This is a genomic window from Pandoraea faecigallinarum (genome assembly GCF_001029105.3).
In the GTDB taxonomy this organism is placed as follows: Bacteria; Pseudomonadota; Gammaproteobacteria; order Burkholderiales; family Burkholderiaceae; genus Pandoraea; species Pandoraea faecigallinarum.
On record NZ_CP011807.3, the window covers coordinates 2,483,580 to 2,502,365 of the forward strand.

The 18,786-nt window shown below is 64.3% G+C and carries 15 protein-coding genes; 5 read left to right on the top strand and 10 right to left on the bottom strand.

All coding sequences use genetic code 11. The features are described 5' to 3' along the window. Positions 1-10: 10 nt before the first annotated feature. The 9 genes from AB870_RS10980 to AB870_RS11020 all read right to left on the bottom strand — a co-directional run bounded on the left by AB870_RS10980 (position 11) and on the right by AB870_RS11020 (position 11,398). Positions 11-1,189 (bottom strand): acyl-CoA dehydrogenase family protein, encoded by a 1,179-nt coding sequence (locus AB870_RS10980; RefSeq protein WP_047908021.1) that lies wholly within the window; start codon positions 1,187-1,189, stop codon positions 11-13. Next, entirely contained in the window at positions 1,186-2,259 is a 1,074-nt protein-coding gene (locus tag AB870_RS10985) for an ABC transporter ATP-binding protein (RefSeq protein ID WP_084663562.1), read from the bottom strand. The genes AB870_RS10980 and AB870_RS10985 overlap by 4 nt, the downstream gene beginning before the upstream one ends. Beyond that, positions 2,259-3,341, bottom strand: coding sequence for an ABC transporter ATP-binding protein (locus AB870_RS10990; RefSeq protein WP_084663564.1), 1,083 nt, complete (start codon positions 3,339-3,341; stop codon positions 2,259-2,261). The genes AB870_RS10985 and AB870_RS10990 overlap by 1 nt, the downstream gene beginning before the upstream one ends. After that, positions 3,341-4,240: an ABC transporter permease gene (locus tag AB870_RS10995; protein WP_047908022.1), complete on the bottom strand. Its 900-nt coding sequence runs from the start codon at positions 4,238-4,240 to the stop codon at positions 3,341-3,343. The genes AB870_RS10990 and AB870_RS10995 overlap by 1 nt, the downstream gene beginning before the upstream one ends. After that, positions 4,233-5,150, bottom strand: a complete 918-nt coding sequence (locus AB870_RS11000) for an ABC transporter permease (protein ID WP_047908023.1) — start codon at positions 5,148-5,150, stop codon at positions 4,233-4,235. The genes AB870_RS10995 and AB870_RS11000 overlap by 8 nt, the downstream gene beginning before the upstream one ends. Beyond that, the gene (locus tag AB870_RS11005; protein WP_167362695.1) at positions 5,147-6,937 is read right to left on the bottom strand and encodes an AMP-binding protein; all 1,791 of its coding nucleotides are present in this window, start codon (positions 6,935-6,937) and stop codon (positions 5,147-5,149) included. The genes AB870_RS11000 and AB870_RS11005 overlap by 4 nt, the downstream gene beginning before the upstream one ends. A gap of 47 nt (positions 6,938-6,984) precedes the next feature. Next, positions 6,985-8,550 carry an ABC transporter substrate-binding protein gene (locus tag AB870_RS11010; protein WP_084663566.1) on the bottom strand — a complete coding sequence of 522 codons (1,566 nt, stop codon included), beginning with the start codon at positions 8,548-8,550 and terminating at the stop codon, positions 6,985-6,987. Positions 8,551-8,614: 64 nt separating this feature from the next. Continuing rightward, a complete protein-coding gene (locus AB870_RS11015) occupies positions 8,615-9,388 on the bottom strand; it encodes an SDR family NAD(P)-dependent oxidoreductase (RefSeq protein WP_047908024.1) in 774 nt (257 codons plus the stop codon). Positions 9,389-9,748: 360 nt separating this feature from the next. Continuing rightward, a complete protein-coding gene (locus AB870_RS11020) occupies positions 9,749-11,398 on the bottom strand; it encodes an FAD-dependent oxidoreductase (RefSeq protein ID WP_084663568.1) in 1,650 nt (549 codons plus the stop codon). Positions 11,399-11,469: 71 nt separating this feature from the next. Here AB870_RS11020 and AB870_RS11025 point away from each other — a divergent pair, with 71 nt between their 5' ends. Further along, positions 11,470-11,691 (top strand): acyl-CoA carboxylase biotin carboxyl carrier protein subunit, encoded by a 222-nt coding sequence (locus tag AB870_RS11025; protein ID WP_047909101.1) that lies wholly within the window; start codon positions 11,470-11,472, stop codon positions 11,689-11,691. Positions 11,692-11,783: 92 nt separating this feature from the next. Here the strand turns inward: AB870_RS11025 and AB870_RS11030 are convergent, their stop codons facing one another. Beyond that, the gene (locus AB870_RS11030; RefSeq protein WP_237170098.1) at positions 11,784-13,385 is read right to left on the bottom strand and encodes an ABC transporter substrate-binding protein; all 1,602 of its coding nucleotides are present in this window, start codon (positions 13,383-13,385) and stop codon (positions 11,784-11,786) included. Between the two features lie 257 nt (positions 13,386-13,642). On the opposite strand from AB870_RS11030, the gene AB870_RS11035 reads away from it, so the two are divergent. The 4 genes from AB870_RS11035 to AB870_RS11050 all read left to right on the top strand — a co-directional run bounded on the left by AB870_RS11035 (position 13,643) and on the right by AB870_RS11050 (position 18,536). Then, positions 13,643-15,181 carry an acyl-CoA carboxylase subunit beta gene (locus tag AB870_RS11035; RefSeq protein WP_047908026.1) on the top strand — a complete coding sequence of 513 codons (1,539 nt, stop codon included), beginning with the start codon at positions 13,643-13,645 and terminating at the stop codon, positions 15,179-15,181. Positions 15,182-15,243: 62 nt separating this feature from the next. Then, positions 15,244-16,032, top strand: coding sequence for an enoyl-CoA hydratase/isomerase family protein (locus tag AB870_RS11040; RefSeq protein ID WP_047908027.1), 789 nt, complete (start codon positions 15,244-15,246; stop codon positions 16,030-16,032). 97 nt (positions 16,033-16,129) lie between these two features. After that, positions 16,130-17,083, top strand: coding sequence for an IclR family transcriptional regulator (locus AB870_RS11045; protein WP_084663572.1), 954 nt, complete (start codon positions 16,130-16,132; stop codon positions 17,081-17,083). 100 nt (positions 17,084-17,183) lie between these two features. Continuing rightward, complete coding sequence (locus tag AB870_RS11050) at positions 17,184-18,536, top strand: acetyl-CoA carboxylase biotin carboxylase subunit (protein WP_047908028.1); 1,353 nt, start codon at positions 17,184-17,186, stop codon at positions 18,534-18,536. Positions 18,537-18,786: the final 250 nt, after the last annotated feature.

The following is an 18,786-nucleotide window of genomic DNA, read 5'->3' on the forward strand; positions in this document are numbered from 1 at the left end:
ACCTGCGCACTCAGCGCTGCAACGTCGAATCGAAGGACTCGCCGAGTTCGGCGGCACCCACGATCTGCGCAGTTTTGTCGTGCCCCACGTGCAGGATGTGCGTGTTCAGATCCCGAATCAGGCGGGCCAGCGGGAATTCATCGAACAGCGCTGTCGAGCCGGCCAGCATGATGAGCGTGTGCGACATCTCCAGCGCGGCATGCGCGCAGATCGACTTCGCCTGCATGGAGATCAGCTCGGCACGCTGTACGTCGCCCGCACGCCAGGCGTCGATGGCGTTCTCGAACACGACCTGTGCACCGTGCAGTTGCGTCTTGGCTTCGCCCATGCGCAGCTGCACGAACGGATCCTTGCCACGGCCGCGCTCGACAAGGCTCTGACGTACCCACTCGTAGGCGCCCTCGATCATGCCGAGATAGTTCGCCGTGAAACCCAGATGGAAACGTCCCTGCCAGCGCCCGCGCGGGTACACGCCCGGCTCGCCCAGCACGTGCAGTTCGTCGATGAAAACATCGTTGAGATAGATTTCCGGGCTCGGGCACACGCGCATGCCGGTCGGGCGATACCAGTCATGATTGATGCTGAGTCCTTCCATGCCCGGCTCGACGATGACCATCAAGTGGGACTTGAAGTACTCGGTCTCGCCCTCGATGGTCGCGAACACGATGGCGACGCCGTTCTCGTAACCGTTGGTCGCATAGTTCTTGTTGCCGTTGACGATGTAGCCGCCTTCGACCTTCTTCGCAGTGGTTTTCAGCACATACATGTGCTTGCGCCCTGCCTCGCTGCCGACGAACGACGACACACTCATCTTCTGCGTCATCGGCTTGACAAAGCGCTCGCGCTGCGCGTCCGTGCCGAGTTCGTCGAGCGCCCACGCCACATGGTTCTGCACCTGCATGCAGTGCGCGGTGCCCGGCGACACGCGCGCGACGCGTCGCATCGCTTGCAGGAACGTGGCCGGATCCGCCGACATCACGTTGCTGCCCAGGCCCCCGTGCTCCTTGCGCACGGTGGCGGTCAGCAGGCCGAGTTCGAACAGATCCTGCAAGTTCTCGAACGGCATGGCCGCCGCGTCGTGATATTCGCGCTCACGCGCCGGGAAACGGCTTTGCACGACCGATTCCAGCGCCGCCAGCACATCGGGGTTGCCCTGCCTGGACAACGAAGGGGTTTCCGCAAAATTCATGTTGCCTCCTGAAAGGGGACCGCCTGTGCCTCCGAAGCGGAAGTCTTGGCGGTTTCTATCGCTTTCGGGCCGATGGCGTGCGCAGCGGTGTTCGCTGTCGCAACGGGAATCGTCTCCGCGAAATGACATGTCACCCAGTGGCGCGGCGCAATCTCCCGGGCCACCGGTTTTTCTTCACGACACCGTGCTGCCGCATGCGGGCAACGCGGATGGAATGGGCATCCCGACGGGGGATTCATCGGCGACGGAATCTCGCCCGCAACGGCCTGCCCGCCCTCGCTGCTGCCGCGAGCGTCCACCGAGGCGATCAGCGCCTGCGTGTACGGGTGACGTGCGCCGCCCATCAGGGTCGAGGTGTCGGCTACCTCCATGAACTCGCCGAGATACAGCACCCCGATGCGCTGGCTCATGTACGCCACCACTGCGAGATCGTGCGAGATCAGCAGGTACGTAAGATCGAACGTGCCTTGCAAGTCCTTGAGCAGATTCAGGATTTGTGCCTGAATGGACACGTCGAGCGCCGAGACCGGCTCATCGAGAATCATGCAGCGCGGACTCAGACTGAGCGCGCGTGCGATCGCCACGCGCTGGCGCTGGCCTCCCGACAGCTCGTGCGGGAACTTGCGCGCCGCCGCGTCCGGCAGGCCGACGAGCCGAAGGAGTTCTGCGACGCGCCGGGCGCGTCCCGAGTCGTCGAGAGTGCGGTGAATACGCAGGGGCTCGTCGATGATCCGGCCGATACGCATGCGAGGATTGAGCGCGCTGTACGGGTCTTGCAGCACGGGTTGCAGCATCCGGTGAAACTGCTCGCGGGCCGACGCGCTCAACTGCTGGACATCCTGCCCGTCCACCGTTACCTCGCCGCTCGTGGCCGGTTCGGCCAACATCAGCATCTTGGCGATGGTGCTCTTGCCGGAGCCGGACTCGCCTACCAGGCCGAAAGTCGCGCCCGGTGCCACGTCGAACGTCACCCCCGCCACGGCATGCAACGGCCGCGCCCGGCCCAGCAGCCCGCGACGCACGTCGTATGTCTTGCGCAGATTGCGCACGCGAAGATACGGTTGGGCCATTACGCCACCTCCCTGCGCACTCGCGCTTCGCCGTCGATGTCCACCGGGGCGCCGGTAGGGTCGCGACGGCCCTGATGGTCGTGAGCACGCGGCGCCGCCGGCTGCGACCATAGGGTCATCGCCTCCCAGCACGCGCTGCGGCGGGCCCCACCTTGCCATTCGAACCAGTCGGGATAGGTCTCGCCGCACTGCTGCGTCGCGAGCGGGCAGCGCGGCGCGAACCGGCAACCTCGCGGCCATTCGGTGAGTCCCGGTTGTTGTCCCGGAATCGCTTCGAGACGCTTCTCGTACCGCCCCAGCGATGGCACGGCGCGCAGCAGACCGGCCGTGTATGGGTGTGCCGGGCGCGCAAACACGTCGGCGATCGGGCCCGACTCCACGATGCGTCCGCCATACATGATGGCGACGTCGTCGCAGAACTGCGACGCCAGATGTAAATCGTGGGTGACGAAGATCAGCGCCATGTTGCGCTGCTGCTGAAGCTCGCGCAGCAGCTTGAGGATCTGCAATTGCACGGTGACGTCGAGCGCGGTCGTCGGCTCGTCGCAGATGAGCAACTCCGGCGAGAGGGCGATATTGATGGCGATCGACACACGCTGACGCATGCCGCCGCTGAACTGGAACGGGTAGCTGTCCAGACGTTCCAGCGCGGCGGGAATCTTCACACGTTCGAGCGCATCGACGCAAAGCCGGCGCAGTTCGACCTTGTCGCGAATGCCCTGATGCACGCGGAAGATCTCGGCGACCTGATCGCCGATGGTCAGCAAGGGGTTCAGCGAGGTCATGGCGTCTTGCAGAATCATGCCGATCTCGCGGCCGCGAATTCTGGCCATCTCCGCATGCGAGAGCTGTGTCAGATCGCGCCCCTTGTAGCGCACTTCGCCTTGCACGACACGGCCGTTCGACGGCAGCAGCCCGAGCAGCGTGTTGCATGTCATGCTCTTGCCGGAACCCGATTCGCCGACGAGCGCCAGCGAGCGCCCCGCTTCGACGCGCAGACTCACGTTGTCCACCGCCGTCACGACGCCGTGCTTGCCGCGCAGCATCGTCGTGAGATTCCTGGCTTCGAGAAGCGCTGCCATTACCACCCCCTCGACATCGTCGGGCTCAGCCGGTCGCGCAGCGCGTCCCCAAGCTGGTTCGCCAACAGCACGGTCACCATCAGCACCATGCCCGGAATGCCGCAGATCCACCACGCGGTTTCGAGGTATCCCCGTCCGTCGGCGATCATGGCGCCCCATGAAGGCGTGGGCGGCTGAACACCCAGACCGAGGAACGACAGCGTGGCTTCGAGGATGATGATGGTGCCGATGTCGAGCGTGGCGAGCACGATGAACGTGTTCACGACGTTCGGCACGATATGGGCGAACATCACGCGAAAGCGCGACGCTCCGGCGAGCTTCGCGAGCAGCACGAAGTCGCGCGAGCGCAGCGACAGCGCTTCGGAGCGCGTCACGCGTGCGAAACGTGCCCAGTTCGCCAGACTCAGGACGATCACGAGATTGAACACGCTAAAGCCGATGGCACCGACCAGTACCAGCGCAAGAATGACCGCCGGCAGCGCCAGTTGAATATCGGCCACGCGCATCGCCACGGCATCGACCCATCCGCCGAGATAGCCGGCGGCGATACCGAACAGGCTGCCGAAGATGCCCGCGATCAGCACCGCGCAAAACGCCACGTACAACGAAATCCGCGACCCCCAGACCACCCGGGAGAGCAGATCGCGTCCCAGCTGATCCGTGCCGAACCAATGGGCGGCAGACGGCGGCTTGAGAATGTCGCTCAGCGAAATCGCGTTCGGGTCGTAGGGCGCGAACCACTGCGGTGCGAGCGCAACGGCGATCAGTGCCAGCGCGAGCGCCATGCAAACCCAAAGCTGAACGTCGCGCCAGATTCCCCGGCGCGCGCGCGTGGGCGGCGCCGGTACGCTGCGTTCCGCCGGGCGCTGTTGTAAGTCGAGAGGGGTGAGCTCATGCATAGCGAATCCTCGGGTCGACGTAGGCGTAGAGCACATCCACCGCCAGGTTGAGCAAGGTGAAAATCAGCGCGCCGACGGTGACGGCCGCCTGCACGACCGTGTAGTCGAGATTGGAGATCGAATCGAGAATCAGGCGACCGATGCCCGGCCACGAGAAGATGAATTCGACCGACACTGCCCCGCCCATCAGAATGCCGAACTGCAACGCGGTGAAGGTAATCATCGGCAGCAGTGCATTGCGCAGCGCGTGCCGGAAGATGATCGTGCGCTCGGGCACGCCCTTGATGCGCGCGAACTTGATGTATTCCGTATCCAGCACTTCGGACATGCTGGAGCGGGTGAGCCGCATGATCCCTGCCGCCGAATACCAGCCCAGCGCAACGGCCGGCATCACCAGATGCCAGAACGTGCCGTAGCCATTGGTCGGGAACCACGACAACTGGATCGAGAACAAGCGGATGAAGAGCAGGCTGAACAGGAACGGCGGGGCGGCCTGTCCCAGCACCGCGAAGAGCTTCGCGCACTGGTCGACGGCGCCGCCACGGCGCACGGCGGCAATCGCACCGAGCGGCACGCCCACGAGAATGCCGAGTCCGAGCGCCGAACTCGTGAGCAGCAGCGTCGGTCCGAGGGCGCCCAGCACGACGTCGAGCGCGGGCCGGGAGAACCGGTACGACATGCCGAGCTGCCCTTGCAGCAGATGCAGCAGGTAGCTGCCGTACTGCACCGCGACCGGGCGGTCCAGCCCCATCTGGTGGCGCAGCAGCGCGCGGTCGGCCTCCGTTGCCTCGGGCGGAAGCATCAGGTGCGTCGGGTCGCCGATCAGCCGCACGATCAGGAAAATCACGAGGGTGACGAGCAACACCGTCATCAGCGATTGCGCCACGCGGCGCGTCAGATAGCGGATCATGCGTGCGCCCCTGCGTCGGCCCCCGTATGCGGCGGGGCGTCGCCGTCCGGGGTCAGATTTCGTATGGCGCGATCGCGCAGTTCCAGCTTGCGGATCTTCTGGCTGCCGGTCAGCGGCCAGGCATCGACGAACTCGACGTAGCGCGGCACCTTGTAGCTCGCGATGTGCTCACGGCAGTACTGCTGCAAGGCGAACGGCGAAATGTCCGCCCCGTCCTGCCGCTCGATGTACGCATAGCCCACTTCGCCCAGACGCGCGTCCGGGACACCGACCACGACCGCCTGACGCACGCCCGGGTAGGTTTTCAGGAAGACTTCGATTTCCTGCGTAGCCACATTGAAGCCCCCCGGTTTGATCATCTCTTTCACGCGGCCGCGATACGTCAGATAGCCGTCGTCATCGAGTTCGCCCAGATCGCCGGTGAGCAGCCAGCCGTCGGCGTCGATGGCCTTGCGGTCCTCCTCGGGCATGCGGTAGTAGCCCTTCATCACCACATAGCCAGAGACGCAAATCTGCCCGACCGAGCCGGCCGGCAGGGTCTTGCCGGTTTCGATATCGGTAATGCGCACCTTGACGCCGCGCACCGGGCGCCCGTTGGTGCGGGCGCGCTTCTCATAGGGATCGTCCCAGCGCGTGCGCACGACAGCGTTGGATGTCTCCGACATGCCGTACGCGCTCACGAGTTCCGGCACGTTCAGCGTATGGCTGACCCATTCGAACGACGCCGTCGGCAATGGCGCGCCGGTGCCCGTGCGCAGACTCGACAGGTCGTACTTGCCGATGTCGGGAAACGCTTTGAGATCCTGCACGATGGTGTCGACGAAAAAGCTCACGGTGATGCGCTCACGCTCGACGCACTCGCAGAAGGTCTGCGGCGAGAACTGATCGGCGATGACCATGGCCGCGCCGGAAAGCGCCATTGCCAGGGTGTAAAACGTGCCCGTGGCAGTGAATAGCGGGACACACGACAGGTAACGGTCCTGCGAGGTCAGCCGCAGGCATTGAGCCGCGTAGTGGTTGTTCGCGAGCAGCGCGCCGTGGCGCACCATCGCCCCCTTGGGAAACGATGTCGTGCCCGATGTGTAAAGAATCTGCGCCACGTCGTCGGGCTTCACCTGAGCGAAGCGGCGCTCCAGTGCGCCGTCGTTCAGGCACGACTTCCCATGCGCCTCGATGGCATGGAAGTTTTCCATCCCGCCAGGCAACGTCCGCTCGGTCGGCAGGCCGATGACACGACGCAACGCCGGCATGCGCTCGCACTGCCACGCGCCGCGCCGTTGCGCGGTCCACTCCGGATCGAGTTGGGCGAGGATGTCGAAGTAACGCACACCGCGCGCGGACGATCCGCCACCGCGCTCCTGCACGATCAGCGTGGTGGCTTCGGATTGCCCGAGTACGTATGCCACGTCGCTATCGCGAAAGCGCGTGTTCACCGGCACGAGTACCGCGCCGACGAGCGGCACGGCCCAGCGGGCGATGAGCCACTCGGTGCTGTCGGACATCCACAGTGCCACGTTCTCGCCGGGCGCCACGCCCAGCGACATCAGGCCGCGCGCAAACGCACGAATACGCTGTGCAAGCTGGGCGAAGGTCAGGCGGGTCTCGCCGTGCACGACGGCTTCACGCGTTGCATGCGCGTTGGCGATCCAGGTCAGTGCACTGGCGAAGGTCTCGCGCGTCCAGTCGATCGCATCGGCCCGCGCAGCAGCAGCGGCTGCAGCAGCCGTCGCGTCCGTGGCGGCGGGCGTACGGCCCGCGCCCCAGGCGCTTTCGTCATCTCTGTTCATGATGGAGTTGTTCATCGGTTCGCGTGCGTTGCACTCTCTGAGACGGCCTACTTCCAGCTCAGGTTGCGCAGGTTGTAATACCCGCTGCCGTGCTGCGGCTCCCAATTCAGCTTCACGTCTTGCGCGAAGGTGTAATACAGCTCCGTAATCAGCACGGCATGGCCGTCGTCATGCAGCACGCGGCCGATCTTCTTGAAGATTTCGTCGCGTTGCTCGCGCGAGGTCGCGGCGTCGCCCTGCGCGACCAGCGTCTCCACTTCCGGATTGAAGTAATCGGACCATGTCCCCTCTTTCGTGGCCGCGCCGCTGATCGGGTGCACCGGGTCGTAGATGGCGTTGGAGAACTGCATCATCGTCATCGGCCCGCCCTTGTGCGTGTTGTTCAATCGGCTCCACGCGGCGTAGTCGATAACCTTGACGTTCGTCTTCACCCCCACGGCGCTCCAGTACGCGGCGATCACCTCACATAGCTCCTTCGGGTTGTCGGTCGGGCACAGCAGATCGGTCGTGAAGCCGTTCGGATAGCCCCCTTGTGCCAGCAGCTTGCGCGCCTGCGCCGGATCGTACGGATACGGCTTGAGCGTGCGATCGACGCCATACGGATAGCTCGACGACACGTATGACGACATTTGCGCCCCTACACCATGCAGCGCCTGGCTGATGATCGCCTTGGAGTCGAGCGCGTAATTCAGCGCAAGACGCACGTCGCGCTTCGAGAGCGGCGTGCCCGGCACGTTCGAGTACAGGCGTACGGCGAGCGGGCTGCCGACCGGCACCGACTTCACGCTCAGGCCGGCATTGCCCTTCAGGCGCGCCACGTCGACACTCGGCACATAGTCGATGACGTCGACCTCGCCATTGAGCAGCGCATTGATGCGGCTGCTCGCCTCCGGAATCACCTTGAAAACGAGGTGTTTGATCCCCGGCTTCGGTCCCCAGTAACCGTCGAAGCGGTCCAGCGCGACCGACTGTCCGATCTTCTGCTCGACGAACTTGTACGGCCCGGAGCCGACCGGCGCCCGCGCGAACGCTTCCGGAGATGCCAGCCCCTCCGTATAGGCCTTCGGTACGAGCAGCAGATAGCCTGCGATCTTGTTCAGGAATGCCCCGTCCTGACGCTTGAGATGGAAGATGGCCGTGGTGTCGTTGGGCGCATCCACGCGCTCGACGAGATTGGTGAAGTACGGCCGCCGCGTGCTCTTCGTCTCGGGCGCCAGAATCCGTTCGAGCGAGTACTTCACGTCCTTTGCCGTGAGTTTGGCGCCGTTGTGGAATTTCACGTCGTTGCGCAGCGTGAACGTGTACTGCAAACCGTCGGGCGAGATTTTCACGCCGGTGGCAACGCTCGGCTTCAGGTTGCCGTCGATGTCGAACGCGTAGAGCGTGTCGAACAGCTGCCAGCCGTAGCGCTGCGAATCGCCGGTAGCCGCCACTTGCCCGTCGAGATTGTTGATGTCTTTGCCGACCGCGAAAACGACCGTTTCGCGATCGACTGCGGGTTTGCCGCCGATGGCCTGCGCAGCCGTCGATGTCCACAGGCTCGCGCACAGCGCGATACCCGAACCGATCCACGCCAGCGTGCGCGGCCATGCCTGCAATGCCCGTGTGTGCATTGAATTCTCCAAAGAAGTGCCAGGAAGGGCAAATCGGGACGATGCGATTTTCCGCCTGCCGGCGTTAGCGCAACGTCTCCGGACCGCCCTTCACATAGATGATTTGCCCCGAAACGAACGATGCGTCTTCGCTGCAAAGGAAGGCGACGACGTTGGCGATGTCACGCGGGACACCGACGCGGCCGAGCGGAATGTTCCTGGCTCGCTGGCGTTTGTATTCTTCGGGATCGATGCCGCGACGCTGCGCGGTCTGGCGCGTCATTTCGGTGTCGACAAACCCCGGCGCCACGGCATTGACGTTGATGTTGAACGGGCCCAACTCGATGGCGGCCGTTCTTGTGAAGGCTTGCAGGCCCGCTTTGGCGGACGAGTAATTCGCCTGCCCGCGATTGCCGAGTGCGGAGGTGGAAGACAGATTGACGATCTTGCCGCTGCGCTGCTCGACCATGTGGCGCTGCGCCGCGCGAGTGCACAGGAAAGTGCCCCGCAGGTGGACGTTCATGACGCGGTCCCAATCGTCGACCGACATCTTGAACAACAGATTGTCGCGCGTGACGCCCGCGTTGTTCACGAGTACGTCGAGGCCGCCGAATTGCGAGATCACCTGTGTCACTAGCGTCTCGACCTGCGTCTCGTCGGTGACGTCGCAGCCGAAGCCCACGGTGTCATACCCGCCCTCGTGCAGCAACGCGTGCGCCGCGCTGTGCGCAGCCTCTGCGGAAATGTCGCAGATCGCCACGCGCGCACCCTCCTGCGCGAACCGTTCGGCCGTTGCGTAGCCGATGCCACGCGCGCCGCCCGTCACTAGGACCACCTTTCCCTGGAAGCGATTGCTCATGCGCTTGCGTCTCCTGGTTGTGGCGCTGCCTGGTCTATGCCGGCAGTCGTCGTAATGGAAACCAGTCTAGACACGCATGGCGCGATGGTCAATATTTGAAACAAATAACTTTGCGTAAATTTCATCAGGGATAACTCTCAGTTCATTCGATTCGCCATCGGTTATCTTTATAACGCAAGCAAGAGCCAGTCTTTATATGGATTGATGCTTTGCAAATCACCTCACGCCGCCCGGTGTTTTCTGAGAAAATTAGTGCAACAATAATTCCACCATTTGAACATTTATCAGGAATATCGAAATTCAAGCATGGAAAGCGCGGCTTACTCCGACACTTCGGCGTTACCGGATTCGCAATCTTCGTCAGGCGCGTCGCGCGTCTTCCGCTGTTTCGTCGCCTGCGTTGTTCGCGCCGGCGCTCTGCGGTGCCGTCGCGTGTTGTGCGGTGGCGGCGTTGCGCCCGGCAATGCGCCCGCCAACGATGCATTCCGCGAGATTGCCGCCTGCCATGTAGATATGACCGAATACACTGCCCAGTTCGCCTGCCGCATAGAGGCCGGCAATCGGCTCGCCGAACGGATCGAGCACGCGCTGTTCGGCATCGTGCACGGGGCCGCCCTGTGTATTGATGACGACGGGCCACAGCGAGGCGGCGTAGAACGGCCCTTCGCGCAGCGGCGCCATCGTCTCGGGGCGACGGCCGAAGGCGTCGTCGTGTCCGGCGTCGCACGCTGCGTTCCACTGGCTCACGGTGCGCACAAGCTCGTGCGCATCGATACCCAGTTTCCCGGCCAGCGCTTCGAGCGTGTCGGCCTTTTGCAGCAGGCCGTTTTCCACCTCCTTCAGGTTGTCGCTGCTCCATTCGTACCAGGCCTCGCGATCGTTGGTGATCGAGCGGCCCATCGGGTACATGCGACGCCCGGCCTCATCGAATATGAGGAACGACGGCAGCCGGTCGTGCCGATAAGTGTTCGGGTCGTAGTGATCGAATTGACGCACGCCAGTATCCGAGATGTACGGCGGATACTCGTTCACATAGCGGCGAGCGCGCTGATCGACGATGATCCACGCCATTTTCGGCAGCGGCTTCGTCTCGCGCTCGGGGGTCCACATGGGCAGGATCTTGGCGTAGATGCCGAACGGATATGCCGGGTCCGGATGACGAATGCCGTACGGCCCGTGGTGATGCCACATGTGCCACAGTGCCGCGCCCGCTGCCTGCGCCATGCGGACGCCGTCACCCGTATTGCCGCGAAAGCTGCCGGGCAATACCGGCGTCGAAACGAAGAACTGACGTTTCATCTCCTCGTCGGCCTCGAAGCCGCCGCACGCGAGCACGACGGCGCGATGCGCACGAACGTGCAGCGATTCGCCGGCGCGACACAACCGTACACCCTGCACTTCGCGCTGCGCGTTCTGCACCAGACGCTCGACGCTCGTCGAAAGCCATACGTCGAGGCGTCCTGCCGCGCGTCGCGCCTCGACGTTATCGAGCAGCAGCTTGAAAAGCAGACATCCGGGGCGGAACGGGCGGGCAGCGAGATAGCCCGCGGGGTCGCCGAAGCCGGGAATTGCCTCGATATCGGCGTACGCCAACGCATCGCAGCCGGGGAACGGGTAGTTGCCGCTTGCCGCCTCGACGCGCACGACCGCGCCGTTGATGCGCGCCATCTCCCGAAGATAGTCCGGCACCTGCGTCATGCCGACGGCCAGCGCGCGCAGCACGTCATCCGGCGTACGGGCGCCGCAGGTGTGTTGCAGATAGGCGAAGGCCGCGTCGGCATCGTCGCACACGCGCACGCCGCCGGCCGACAGGATCGAAATGCCGCCGGGGTCGGGCATCTTTTCGACCAGCAGCACGCGCGCGCCCGCGTCCGCCGCCTCGATGGCGGCCACCGCGCCCGCGGCGCCGTAGCCCACGACAATCACGTCGTATTGCGCATGCCAATGCCCGTTCGCCACGGGCAATGCGCCCGTACCCCGATGTTCCGAAGCTCTCAGGAAAGCAACCATGTGTCGACGACTCCTCGTTGTCCACTGCCTGTCATCTGTTGATCGTTCATTACCACCCGGAGGAAACCGAAATGTCCAACCAGGCTGTTCGTTCTGAAATCACCGGCACCGTCTGCCACGTACTTGTCGCCGAGGGCGACGTCGTGTCCGAGGATCAGGCGCTGCTGATGGTCGAATCGATGAAGATGGAAATTCCCGTGATCGCGCCGCGAGCCGGGCGCGTCACGAAGGTGCACTTCAATGTGGGCGATTCGATTGGCGAGGGCGACGAGGCTGTGAGTCTCGACGCCTGAGCGCTGCGCATCGCCCGCCAGCCGGCCGGACCGTTGGTCCGCCGATCGGTTTGCCGTGGGGTGCGTCACGCGCCCCACGGCGCAGCGCCGAATCAGCGCCAGGCCACCTTGCGGAAATTCAGGAAGCCCGAGCCCTGCTGCACTTCCCAGGTCAGCGCCTTTTTCTTCGCGAAGACATTGAACAGTTCGGTCACGAGCACCGCGGATGCGTCGTCATGAAGCAGCTTGCCGATCTTGCGAAACAGCGCGCCGCGCGCCTGTGCGCCCGTCGTCGTATCGAGTTGCTTGAGCAGCGCCTCGACCTCGGGGTTGTAATAGTCCGACCATGCGCCCTCCTTCGAGAAGGAACCGGCGACCGGATGGATGGGGTCGTAGATGGCATTCGTGAACTGCGTCGTCGTCATCGGCCCTGTCTTGTGAGTGTTGTTCAGGCGGCTCCACGCGGCGTAGTCGATACGATTGATGTCGACCTTGACACCGACCTGCCCCCAGTAGGCGGCGAGCGCCTCGGCGAACTCCTTGGGCGTGCCGACGGCGTCGTAGAGCTTGATCGCGAAGCCGTTGGGATAGCCGGCCTGCTTGAGTAGGGCGCGCGCTTTGACCGGGTCGTACGGATACGGCGCGATGCCGGGATCGCCGCCATACGGGAAGTATTTCGAGATGAACGTTCCCATCGGTGCGCCAACACCATGGAACACGCCCTTGATGATCGCGTTCGCGTCGATGGCGTAGTTGAGTGCGAGGCGCACGTCGCGCTTGGCCAGTGGGGAGTCCGGCACGTTCGAGTACAGGCGCACGTGCATCGGGGAGGAGACCGGGTTCGTGATGATGTCCAGCGCCGCGTCCTGGCGCAGCCGGGCCACTTCGGCCAGCGGGATCATCGCGGCAATGTCGACCTCGCCCGACACGATGGCGTTCACCCGGCTCGACGGTTCGGGAATGTACCTGAACACGAGCGTCCTGATGGCCGGCTTGTCACCGTAGAAGTCGTCGAAGCGTTCGAGTTCGAGGTATTGCCCCACCTTGTTCGTTTTCACGCGATACGGTCCTGTGCCGATGGGCGCCGCCGCGAAGGCTTCGACGTTGGGCAGCGACGACGTGTACTTTTGCGGAACGATGAACAGAAAGCCCGCGATCTTGTTGAGAAATACGCCATCGGGCTGCTTCAGGCGGATGCGAACGGTGAGCGGGTCCGGCGTATCGACACCATCGATGACCGGCGCGAAATACGGGCGCCGGGTGCTCTTGGTGGCCGGATCGATGACCCGTTCGATGGAATATTTCACGTCGGCCGATGTGAATGGGTCGCCGTTGTGGAATTTGATGTTCGGCCGGAGCTTGAACGTGTATGTCAGGCCGTCGGGGGACATCGTGTTGCTGATCGCCATGCGCGGCACGATGTTGCCTTTCGCATCGAAGCCGTAAAGGGTATCGAAGATCGACATGGCGTAACGCTGCGAGTCGCCGCTCGCCGTGACCAGTGCGTCGAGGCTCTGAATCTCCTTGTCGAGCGCCACGACGAGTGTATTGCGGTCGAGCGCCGGACCGGTCTTGTCGGCCGCCGTCGCTGCCGGTGTCAGCCCTGCCATACCCAGTGCACCTAGCACGCCAGCGGCGAGCGCCCCGGCGAGCGCTTTGGCGCGCAACCCCGACGCCACGCGCGCCGCAGCGCGCCATCCCGTCAATCGATTCATCTCGTCCTCTCTATAATGTTCAAATATTGAAACTATGAAAACATCGAAAACCCCACCTGAATCCGCATCAATTTCTCTGGCACGTTGTTGAAATATCCGCTATAAAAGCTAGGAAACATGATCATCGATGTCAATAAGCGATCATACCGACGCGACATCGAAGCTCGAATAGCGCACCATATAATCGTTATTTATTTCAATATATGGATATCTGGAAAGCCCGCCGCTTTCCATATCCTTCGTATCGCAGGACGCTCATGGACAAACGCAAGATCGACGAACTGCATGCCCGCCGCGAGGCGATCCGCACGGCGACGCCGACGGCAGCCATCGAGAAATTGCGCGAGCAAGGCAAGCTCACGGCGCGCGAGCGAATTGCGTTATTGCTCGACGACGGCAGCTTTGTCGAGATGAGCGTGCATGCCCGGAGCGCACATCCAACGTTGCGCGAGCGAACCCCCGCCGATGGCATCGTGACCGGACACGGCAGGATCGACGGCCGCATCGTCTATGTCGCCGCAGACGACGCGACAGTGCTGGGCGGCACGCGCGGACGCGTGGGCGAAATCAAGATTGCGCGGGTGCGCGAGGCGGCTTTGCGGCATCGCAAGCCGTTCATCGCCCTGATGGAGGCCGGTGCGGCCCGCGTGCAGGAAAGCTTCGGGGCGATGGCCGCCAACATGGGCGCGCGCTTTGCCGATCACTTCCGGATGTCGGGACAGGTTCCCCAACTCGCCGCAATTCTCGGACCGGCCTTCGGCGGCCCGTCGTTCACGGCGGCGCAATCGGATTTCACGGCGCTGGCGCGCGGCACGGGCGTGATGGGGATGTCGGGGCCGCTCGTCGTCAAGGTCGGCACGGGCGAGTCCGTCACTTCGGACGCCATTGGCGGCGCCGACGTCAGCGAGACCGTGACCGGACAAGCCGATTATGTCGGCGATACCGAAGCCGACACGCTGCGCAGTCTGCGCACGTTCCTGTCGTTCCTGCCCAGCCACAGCGGCGAACTGCCGCCGGTTGCCGAGGCGAAGCCTGCCGCCGTCGACACGGAGGAAGGACGCGAGAAACTGCGAGCGCTCATTCCCGACATCGGCCGTCAGGCGTACGACATGAAGCGCGTGCTGAGCCTGATCGTGGACGCGGGCGATGTCTTTCACTATCGGCCGCGTTATGGTCCGAACCTGATCACCGCGTTCGGTCGCGTCGACGGTCAGCCGGTCGGATTCGTGGCGTCGAACCCGATGGCGCGCGGCGGGGTGATGGACGAAAAAACGGCGCAAAAGGCGCGCAAGTTCGTCGATCTTTGCGATGCGTTTCACGTGCCGCTGGTTTTCATCTGCGACGCCCCCGGCTTCCTGGTCGGTCCCGACATCGAAAAGCACCGGATGATCTCCCTCGCGGCGCGGCTGCTCAACACGGTGTGTGCGGCGTCGGTGCCGAAGATCACATTCGTGGCGCGCAAGGCCATCGGGCTGGCTTATCTCGCGATGTGCGGGCGCGCCATGCGCCCCGACTATCTGGCGGCGTGGCCGGGCGCGCATTTCGATGTGATGGGGCCTGAGGCTGGCGTGGAACTCGTGTACGGGCGCGAGATTGCGGCGGCCCCTGACCCGGCCGCGCGCAAGGCGGAGATCATGGCGAAGCTCGACGAACAGTCGAGCGCCTACGAAGCTGCCGCGCAGGGCTGGATCGACGACGTCATCGATCCGGCCGAGACGCGCGATGCCATTCGCCGTGCGCTCGCGGCAGTCGCAGATTCGCGCGAGCCCGGCTTCAAGCACCGCATCGATCCGTGAGGTAACGGTATGCCAACCCTGCATCGGCCGGGCGTCGTTGCATTCGACGGGCCATCGACACCATGACCATCGACTTTTCCGTGATCGACGGCGTCGCCACCGTACGGCTGAACCGTCCCGAAGCGCTCAATGCCATCGACTATCCGATGCGGGCGCGGCTTCAGGAACTATGGCGACACATCGGCAGCACACCCGAGATCCGCGCGGTCATCGTGACGGGCGCGGGCGAGCGCGCGTTCAGCAGCGGTGCGGATCTCAGGCAAACGCCGCCTCCGGCGACATCGTTCGCCGCACAGGTCTTTCGCGGCGAAGGCGCCGCGCCGGAGGCCGGATCGCTTACGCTGGGCATGGACTTCGACACGCCGTTGATCTGCGCCTTCAATGGTCTCGCCTATGGCGGCGCGCTCGAAATCGGTCTTGCCTGCGACATTCGTATTGCGGCCGACACGGCGCGCTTTGCATTGCCGGAGGTCGCCGTCGGGTCGATGCCCGGCTCCGGCGGCACGCAACGGCTACCGCGCCTGATCGGCGGCGCCAACGCCATGTGGATGCTGTTGACGGGCGATGCCATCGACGCAGACACAGCGTTGCGCGTCGGTCTGGTCAGCCACGTGGTACCGCAGGACACCCTGCTGGAAACCGCCACCGGTATCGCGCGCCGTATCGCCGACGCCGCGCCGCTGGCCGTGCGCGCGATCAAGCGCTCGGCGCGTGACGGCATGGACATGCCCTTGCCGGTCGCGCTGACTTACGAGCGGCATCTGTGGGGCTTGCTGCGCGACACGGAAGATCGCAAAGAGGGGCGCGCGGCGTTTGCGGACAAGCGTCCACCGGTGTTCCACGGACGGTAATGGACGCACCGATGCGAGACAATGCCGAACGCTGGCGAAACGTTCGCCAGCGTCACCTGGCCTGCATGCCGCAGGCCCCCGAACCGGACAGATTCTCATGACCTCACCTCGACGACACGCTGGCGAGATCGACGTCGATCTCGCTGACGGCCACGCCGAAAGCCTTGCCGGCAATCTCGCGTGCGACGCCGTGCAGGGAAGCGAGGCCCCCGCGAATGGCCATCATCGCGTCGCACCCGCGGAACGTCGTGCGAACGAAGGCACGCAGAGCATTCAGCGGGCCATTGCCGTCTTGCGCCTGATCGCCATGCGCGGGCCGCAGGGCTTGCGGCTTCACGAAATCGCCGAAGGCCTCGGACTGGAACGCATCACGGCACATCGCATCGTCAAAGGCCTGGCGTTCAGCCACATGCTGCAACTCGAACCGCAGGCGCGCCGCTACACGTTGGGTCACATGGCGTATCTGCTCGGGCTGACGGCGGCGCCTGCGTTCGACCTCCGGGAGCGTTGTCAGCCGACGCTGCGGCGCCTCGCGGACCTGACAGGCGACTCCGTCTTTCTGATGGTCCGAAGCGCACACGAGGCCGTTTGTTTCGATCACTTGCAAGGTAGCTACCCCATTCGCACACATAGCCTGAAGATCGGCGCCCGCCGGGCGCTGGGCGCCGGCGCGGGCGCCATGGCTCTGCTGGCCGCCCTGCCCGATCACGCTGTCGAGAGCGCCATCGCGGCGAACGCCGTGCATCTGCCTCGCTATCGCGATATTTCGCCGGCGCGTTTGCGCGAGATGGTCGCCAGGACACGCGAAGACGGCTATGCCACCAATGTGCAAACCGTGATCGCCGACGTGAGCGCAATCGGCATGACGCTGCCGCGCAAGGACGGTCCGGCGTTCGTATCGATCAGCATTGCCTCGATTGCCTCGCGCATGACCGGGGCGCATCTCGACGAGGCGCTGCACGCGCTGCGTCGGGAGACCGACGTGCTCGGCCGGCAACTGGATGACGCCCGTGTGGCGTGGGGTGGCATGGCCGAGGGCATCGCCGGATAACGCCCGGGCCGGGCACGGAAATGCACGACGCGTGGAATGCGTGGCATGCGTGGCATGGGCGGCATGCACTGCACGTACAGATCATTCGGAAGGAGGAGACATGTTTGAAAAGGTCCTCGTCGCGAATCGCGGCGCGGTTGCTGCGCGCGTCATTCGCGCATTGCGTCAGATGAACATCCGTTCCGTTGCCGTATGTTCCGAGGCGGACGCCACGTTGCCCTATCTGGCACAGGCCGACGAAGTCTATGCCATCGGTCCCGCCCCCGCCATGTCGAGCTACCTCGATCAGGACCGTCTCATGGACGTGCTGGTGCGCTCCGGGGCAGACGCCGTGCATCCCGGATACGGGTTTCTTTCCGAGAACGCCGCGTTCGCCCGTCGCGTCATCGCGGCGGGGGCAACGTTCATCGGCCCGTCGCCGCAATGGATCGAAGCGATGGGGCACAAGACACGTGCGCGTGAGTTGATGGCGCGCTACGGCATGCCGATGTCGCCCAGCTCGGGGCTGCTCGACGATCACACCGAGTCGATCAGTGCCGCCGCACGGGCGATCGGCTACCCGGTCCTCATCAAACCCGCCGCCGGTGGCGGCGGCATCGGCATGGTGCCGGCGCGCGACGAGGTCTCTCTGCTCGCGGCGATCGCTCAGGCGCGCTCCGTCTCCCAGAAGAGTTTCGGCAATGCGGAGCTTTACCTTGAAAAGCTGATCGAGCGTCCGCGCCACATCGAGTTCCAGATGCTTGCGGACAAGGCGGGCAATGCATGCCACTTGTTCGAACGGGATTGCTCCGTTCAGCGCCGCCATCAAAAAGTCATCGAGGAGTCTCCCGCGCCGCTGCTCCCGCGCCGCGATATGGAGACTACCGCGCAGAAGATCGCCGGGCTGCTCGAAGAGATCGGCTACGACGTCATCGGCACGGCGGAAACGCTGTTCGGTGCGGACGGCACCTGTAACTTCCTTGAAATGAATACGCGCCTGCAGGTCGAGCACGCGGTGACGGAGGCGATCACAGGCGTCGATCTCGTGAAGTGCCAGATCCGGCTGGCGGCGGGCGAGGCGCTCGCGACGGTGGTGCCGGACACGCCGCGCGTGAACGGGCACGCCATCGAAGTGCGCGTGTACGCCGAGGACGCCGTGCGCTTCTTTCCGTCGCCCGGAAAACTGACGGCGTTCGAACTGCCGGCAGGCGACGGCATTCGCGTCGAGACCGGCTACGCCCAAGGCAACACCGTCACCCCGTATTACGACCCGCTACTGGCGAAAATCATCGTGCACGCACCGGAGCGCACCGCCGCCATTCGCCGCATGCGCGAGGCTCTGGGCGCGACCGGTATCCAGGGCGTGAAGACGAATATCCCGTTTGCGCTTCAGGTGCTCGATGACGAGCTGTTTCAACTCGGCCATGTCCATACCGCGCTCGGCACGGACATTCTCGCGGGGGCGCGGCATTGACGTGCGCGGCCCGTTCGGCACCCGATTGACGTCCAACACGCGGCGCGTACCCGCCGCGGCATTCTCTCGGCGCTCGGGCGGCTTGCGCCCCGCCCCGTGCTCCATCGAGGCGCTTTCTACAAACCTTTGCCAATAGTGTCGGGCATATCGGCCGCAAGGCTACAGCCACGTGGGTCGCCGCGACGAGGCACGGAATTTGCTGCATTGACGACGTCATCCGCCCGTGAGGGCTCGGGAGCTCGTCGCAATG

Excerpts from the sequence above, each read along its gene's own strand:
- AB870_RS11000 (WP_047908023.1), bottom strand. The coding sequence starts at position 5,150 with ATGATCCGCTATCTGACGCGCCGCGTGGCGCAATCGCTGATGACGGTG.
- AB870_RS10980 (WP_047908021.1), bottom strand. The coding sequence starts at position 1,189 with ATGAATTTTGCGGAAACCCCTTCGTTGTCCAGGCAGGGCAACCCCGAT.
- AB870_RS11015 (WP_047908024.1), bottom strand. The coding sequence starts at position 9,388 with ATGAGCAATCGCTTCCAGGGAAAGGTGGTCCTAGTGACGGGCGGCGCG.
- AB870_RS10995 (WP_047908022.1), bottom strand. The coding sequence starts at position 4,240 with ATGCATGAGCTCACCCCTCTCGACTTACAACAGCGCCCGGCGGAACGC.
- AB870_RS10990 (WP_084663564.1), bottom strand. The coding sequence starts at position 3,341 with ATGGCAGCGCTTCTCGAAGCCAGGAATCTCACGACGATGCTGCGCGGC.
- AB870_RS10985 (WP_084663562.1), bottom strand. The coding sequence starts at position 2,259 with ATGGCCCAACCGTATCTTCGCGTGCGCAATCTGCGCAAGACATACGAC.
- AB870_RS11040 (WP_047908027.1), top strand. The coding sequence starts at position 15,244 with ATGACCATCGACTTTTCCGTGATCGACGGCGTCGCCACCGTACGGCTG.
- AB870_RS11010 (WP_084663566.1), bottom strand. The coding sequence starts at position 8,550 with ATGCACACACGGGCATTGCAGGCATGGCCGCGCACGCTGGCGTGGATC.
- AB870_RS11020 (WP_084663568.1), bottom strand. The coding sequence starts at position 11,398 with ATGGTTGCTTTCCTGAGAGCTTCGGAACATCGGGGTACGGGCGCATTG.
- AB870_RS11030 (WP_237170098.1), bottom strand. The coding sequence starts at position 13,385 with ATGAATCGATTGACGGGATGGCGCGCTGCGGCGCGCGTGGCGTCGGGG.
- AB870_RS11035 (WP_047908026.1), top strand. The coding sequence starts at position 13,643 with ATGGACAAACGCAAGATCGACGAACTGCATGCCCGCCGCGAGGCGATC.
- AB870_RS11045 (WP_084663572.1), top strand. The coding sequence starts at position 16,130 with ATGACCTCACCTCGACGACACGCTGGCGAGATCGACGTCGATCTCGCT.
- AB870_RS11005 (WP_167362695.1), bottom strand. The coding sequence starts at position 6,937 with ATGAACAGAGATGACGAAAGCGCCTGGGGCGCGGGCCGTACGCCCGCC.
- AB870_RS11025 (WP_047909101.1), top strand. The coding sequence starts at position 11,470 with ATGTCCAACCAGGCTGTTCGTTCTGAAATCACCGGCACCGTCTGCCAC.
- AB870_RS11050 (WP_047908028.1), top strand. The coding sequence starts at position 17,184 with ATGTTTGAAAAGGTCCTCGTCGCGAATCGCGGCGCGGTTGCTGCGCGC.